The 4,632-nt window shown below is 66.5% G+C and carries 5 protein-coding genes; all 5 read right to left on the bottom strand.

What is annotated here, in order from left to right; genetic code table 11:
• Window positions 1-309: ATP-binding cassette domain-containing protein (locus tag AB0M20_RS28450; RefSeq protein ID WP_364303350.1), on the bottom strand; the 309-nt coding region annotated here is incomplete at its 3' end.
• The gene (locus AB0M20_RS28445; RefSeq protein ID WP_364303348.1) at window positions 306-1,178 is read right to left on the bottom strand and encodes an ABC transporter ATP-binding protein; all 873 of its coding nucleotides are present in this window, start codon (window positions 1,176-1,178) and stop codon (window positions 306-308) included. The genes AB0M20_RS28450 and AB0M20_RS28445, both read right to left, overlap by 4 nt.
• On the bottom strand, window positions 1,178-2,101 hold the full coding sequence (locus AB0M20_RS28440; protein WP_364303346.1) for an ABC transporter permease: 924 nt from the start codon (window positions 2,099-2,101) through the stop codon (window positions 1,178-1,180). Before AB0M20_RS28440 ends, AB0M20_RS28445 begins: the two co-directional genes overlap by 1 nt.
• Window positions 2,101-3,111 (bottom strand): ABC transporter permease, encoded by a 1,011-nt coding sequence (locus AB0M20_RS28435; RefSeq protein WP_364303344.1) that lies wholly within the window; start codon window positions 3,109-3,111, stop codon window positions 2,101-2,103. Before AB0M20_RS28435 ends, AB0M20_RS28440 begins: the two co-directional genes overlap by 1 nt.
• Before the next feature lie 13 nt (window positions 3,112-3,124).
• The coding region (locus AB0M20_RS28430) for an ABC transporter substrate-binding protein (RefSeq protein ID WP_364303341.1) at window positions 3,125-4,632 on the bottom strand (1,508 nt) is incomplete at its 5' end.

Genomic DNA, 4,632 nt, shown 5'->3' with positions numbered 1-4,632 from the left:
CGTGAAGAACTGGTTGAACGCGGCGAACGGGTCCTGGAACACCGCCTGCACGTGGCGCCAGTACTCGGTGCGGGCGCGCCCCTTGAGGTGGGTGACGTCCTTGCCCTCGAAGACCAGCCGGCCGGACGTGATCGGCATCAGCCCGAGCAGCATCCGGGCGATCGTCGACTTGCCCGAGCCGCTCTCGCCGACGATCGTGGTGACCTTGCCCTGCTCCAACTCGAACGAGACGTCCTTGACGGCGTGCACGCCGCTCTTCGCGGGCCCGAAGGTCTTGGTGATGTGCTCGGCGGAGTAGATCGCGGTCATCGGTGGATCACCGCCGGGGCGTCGAAGAGGGAACGGTCGAAGCTGCTCATCCCCTCGATGCGGGTATGGCTGTACTTCGGCTCCGGCGCGAGCACCGAACTCATCAGCGCCTTCGTGTACGGGTGGGCCGGACTGTCCACCATGATCTGCGTAGGCCCCCGTTCGACCAACCGGCCCTGGTACATCACCCCGATGTTGGTGGCCACGGTGCGCAGCACAGGCAGGTCGTGGGTCACGAAGATGACCCCGGAGATGATCTTCTCGCGCAGCATCTCCAGCAGCATCTCGATCAGGATCTTCTGCGAGGTCACGTCGAGCGCCGAGGTCGGCTCGTCGGCCACCAGCAGCCGCGGGTTGAGCAGGGTGCTGATGATCGTCACGGTCCGCTGTTTCATGCCGCCGGACAACTGGTGGGGATAGGCGTCGAGGACCCGGGCCGGCAACCCCAGCGTGGTGATCCGCTGCCGGGCCCGGTCCATCGCCTCGTCCCGCGAGATTTTCCGGTCGTGCGAACGCATGACGTCGTAGACCAGGTGGCGGATGCGCTTGGTCGGGCTGAGCGAGTTCATCGCGCCCTGCGGCAGCATGGAGACCACCGCGCCCCGCCAGGTACGCGGAACCTTGGCGTCCCCGCCCAGCTCCTGCACCTGGCCGTCGATCTCCAGCGTGCCTCGCTCGACATGCAGCGGGGGTCGGGCGATCAGCGAGATGATCGAGCCGAGCGTGGTCTTGCCGCTGCCCGACTCGCCGGCGAGGCCGAGCACCTCGCCCTCCTCGATCCGGATCGAGACGTTGTCGACCGCGACGACGTCCTGGCCGCCGGTGTAGTAGACGCCGCGGATGTCGCGGGCGTCGACGAGAGTGCCCATCAGCGAGGCTCCGTTCCGACCGTCACCGGCGTCTCCAGCATCCCGACGGGCCCGACCGGCTCGTCCGGGGTCTTGCTCTTGCGCCGCCCGCGGCCGCGGCGCAGGCGCGGGTTGAACACCTCGTTGAGGCTGGACTGCAGGAGCAGCAGCCCGAAGACGATCAACGTGAGCATCACGGTCGGCGGCACGAACGCCCACCAGGCGCCGGTGCGGACCGAGCCCCAGGCGATCGCCCAGTAGAGCATCGTGCCCAGGCTCGTCGCGTTGCCGGGACCGAGGCCCAGCAGGCTCAGCGTCGACTCGAACAGGATCGCGCCGGACACCTGCAGGACGGCCGCCATCACGACGTAGGACAGCAGGTACGGCAGGACGTCGCGGCCGAGGATCGACCAGAACCCGGCGCCGGAGAGCCGGGCGACGTCGACGTGTTCCCGGGTCCGGATGCTGCTCGCCTGTGCCCGCACCGCGCGGGCCACCCAGAACCAGGCGGTCAGCCCGATGACCAGCGCGAGCGTGTAGAGGTTGCGCTGGGGCAGCGACACGGAGACCAGGATGATCACCACGATGGCCGGGATGGCGAGGCCGACGTTGGTGATCGCGGTGAGCACGTCGTCGAGCCAGCCGCCGCGGTAACCGGACACCAGCCCGACCAGCAGGCCGACCACGGTGGCGATGACCCCGGCCATCAGGCCGACGATCAGTGAGGTACGCGTGCCGTACACCAGGTTGGCGATGACGCTCTGGCCCTCGTTGTCGGTGCCGAGGAGCAGGGCGCCGCAGCACTGCGGCGGGTCGTAGAGGCCGCCGACGGTGTCGTTCGGGCCGACCGACACGAGCAGCGGCCCGAGGAGGCCGACCAGCACGACGAAGAGGACCAGGACGGCGGCGAACCAGAATCGTGGGGACAGACCTCGAAGACTCATCAGCGATCTCCGCTCTGTGCGGCCCGGATCCTGGGATCGATGAATCCGGTGAGTACGTCGACGGCGAAGTTGGCGACCAGCACCGCCACGGTGATCAGCAGGGTGATCGCCTGGATGACGGGATAGTCGTTCTGGCCGATGGCGTTGAACAGCAGGGTGCCCAGGCCGGGGTAGGAGAACACCAGCTCGGTGATCAGCCCGCCGCTGATCAGCGCGGCGATGGACAACGCCAGGCCGGTGATCTGCGGCAGCATCGCGTTCCGGAAGATGTAGCGGACGGTGAAGCCGTCCTTGACGCCGAGGCCGCGGTTGAAGTTGACGTAGTCCGTGCCCAGCTCGTACACGGCCATCGACCTCATGCCGACCGCCTGGCCGCCGATGAAGACCAGCACCAGTGACCAGAACGGCAGCCAGAAGTACGTGATGGCGTCGCCGAAGAAGGTGAACGACCACTCCGGCGTCAGGCCGAACGAGTACGCCCCGCCGACCGGCAGGATGCCCAGCTTCACGCCCGCCACGAACAGCAGGATGATCGCGAACGCGAAGGGCGGGACGCTGGAGAAGAACAGGGAGCCGACGAAGGCCCCGCGGTCGAACCAGCCGCTCTTGAACGCGGCCACGGCGCCCAGGATGTTGCCCACGACCCAGCCGACGATGATCGCCGGCAGCTGGATGGCGATGGTCCAGGGCAGCGCGTCACCGATCAGCGAGCCCACCGGCGCGGGGTACTGGCCGAACGACGTGCCGAAGTCCCCTTGCGCCAGGTTGCCGAGATAGATGAAGAACTGCTGCCACAGGGGCTTGTCTAGCCCGAATTCCTGCATGAAGTGCTCGTGGATGCGCTGGAGATCCTCGCCCCCCGTACCCCCACCCCGGGCAAGCCCGCCGACGATGGCGTCGATGGGGTTGCCCGGGATGAGACGGGGGAGCAGGAAGTTCAGCAACAGCGCCACGAACAGGACCACCACGGTCCAAGCGAGCTTGCGACCGAGGTATCTCGCCAGCGCCATCTCGTGCCCTTCTCTACGTGCCAACCTTCTTGATCTTGAACAACCATTGGATGCCCGCACCCTGCCACATGGGCGGGGCGTACGGGTTCTCCTCGCTCGGGAAGTTGGTCCAGTTGTTCTGGTTGAACTCGAAGAACTCGAGCGGGCGGTACATCAGAGGCACGACGGGCACGTTCGCGCGGTAGATCTTGTCGAGCTCGACGTACGCCGCCTTGGCCTCGGCATCGCTCTTGGCGCCGGCCGCGGTGTCGAGCAGGGCGGGCACGTCGGGGTTGGAGAACCGGTTGTAGTTCCAGAACGCCGTCTTGCCCGCCGCCGGCACACCTCGGTTGTCCAAGGCGTCGCGGAACCGGATCCACGGGCTGGCCGGGTTGACGCCGGTGTAGGAGTACATCGCCAGGTCGAAGTTGCCGTTCTGCAGCCGCGAGAACATGGTCGGGAACTGCGGGAACTCCGTGGTGATGCCGATGCCGATCTCCTTCGCCGACTTCGCGACGATCTCGCAGGCGGTGTTCCAGTCGGTCCAGCCGGTCGGCGTGATCAGCTTCCAGCCGCCCAGCTTGGTGCCGTCGGGCAGCACGTAGATGCCGTCCGAGCCCTTCTTGGCCTGCAGGTCCTTCTCGAGGATCTCGATCGCCTTCGCCTTGTCGTACTTCCAGCCCTCGGCCTGGACGGCGGCGGAGTCGAAGAACTTCTGCTCGTAACCCGACGGCACGATGAGGCTGGCCTGCGCCGGGTCGGAGTAGTCCGACATAGCCGTGGTCGCGATGTTCGGGTAGTTGATGCCGTAGGCGATCGCCTGGCGGACCTTGACGTTGTTGAGACCCTTCTTGTTCAGGCCGAAGATCAGCAGCGGCAGGTTGCCCGGCACGTGGTAGGGCTTCTTCTTCATCCACGTGCTGACCGGCTTGCCGGACTCCCACATCTTCCAGATCTGCGCCGTGAACTGCTGGCTCGCGTCGATCTCGCCGCTCTCCAGCTTGAGGTCGCCGTCCTGGTTGCTCTTGAAGATGGGGTGGTTGATCGTGGTCATCGGCGGGGTGCCGAACGCCTGCTTGCCCCAATAGTTGTCGTTGCGCTTCAGGTTGACCTGGGTCTGGTCGTACTTGTCCAGCAGGAACGGCCCCGAGCCGATCGGCTTGAGGTTGGTCTCGGCCGGGATCTTGTCCGCGGCGATCTTGCTGAAGATCGCCTTCGGCACGATCAGCGTCTGCACGAGGTAGTTCTTGACCAGCCCGGGGTTGTACGGCTTGGCCTTGAGCTTGAACTCGACCGTCCGCGGGTCGGGAGCGGTGACCGACTCGATGTACTCCCACACGGTCGAGAAGTTGACCGCCGCGGTCTTGCCGAGCTCGAAGGTGAAGACGACATCGTCAGCGGTCAGGTCGGATCCGTCGGACCACTTCGTCCCCTCCTGCAGCGGCAGCCGCATCGTGTTGTCGTCGGGCTGCTCCAGGCTCTTTGCCAGCCCGGGGTGCAGCGACCCGTCGAGCACGTTGAAGCGGAGCAGGCTCTCGTAGA

The organism is Actinoplanes sp. NPDC051633 (assembly GCF_040681735.1).
GTDB lineage: Bacteria > Actinomycetota > Actinomycetes > Mycobacteriales > Micromonosporaceae > Actinoplanes.
The sequence above is the reverse complement of the archived record's forward strand: the minus strand, read 5'-3'. Positions and strand labels throughout refer to the sequence as shown.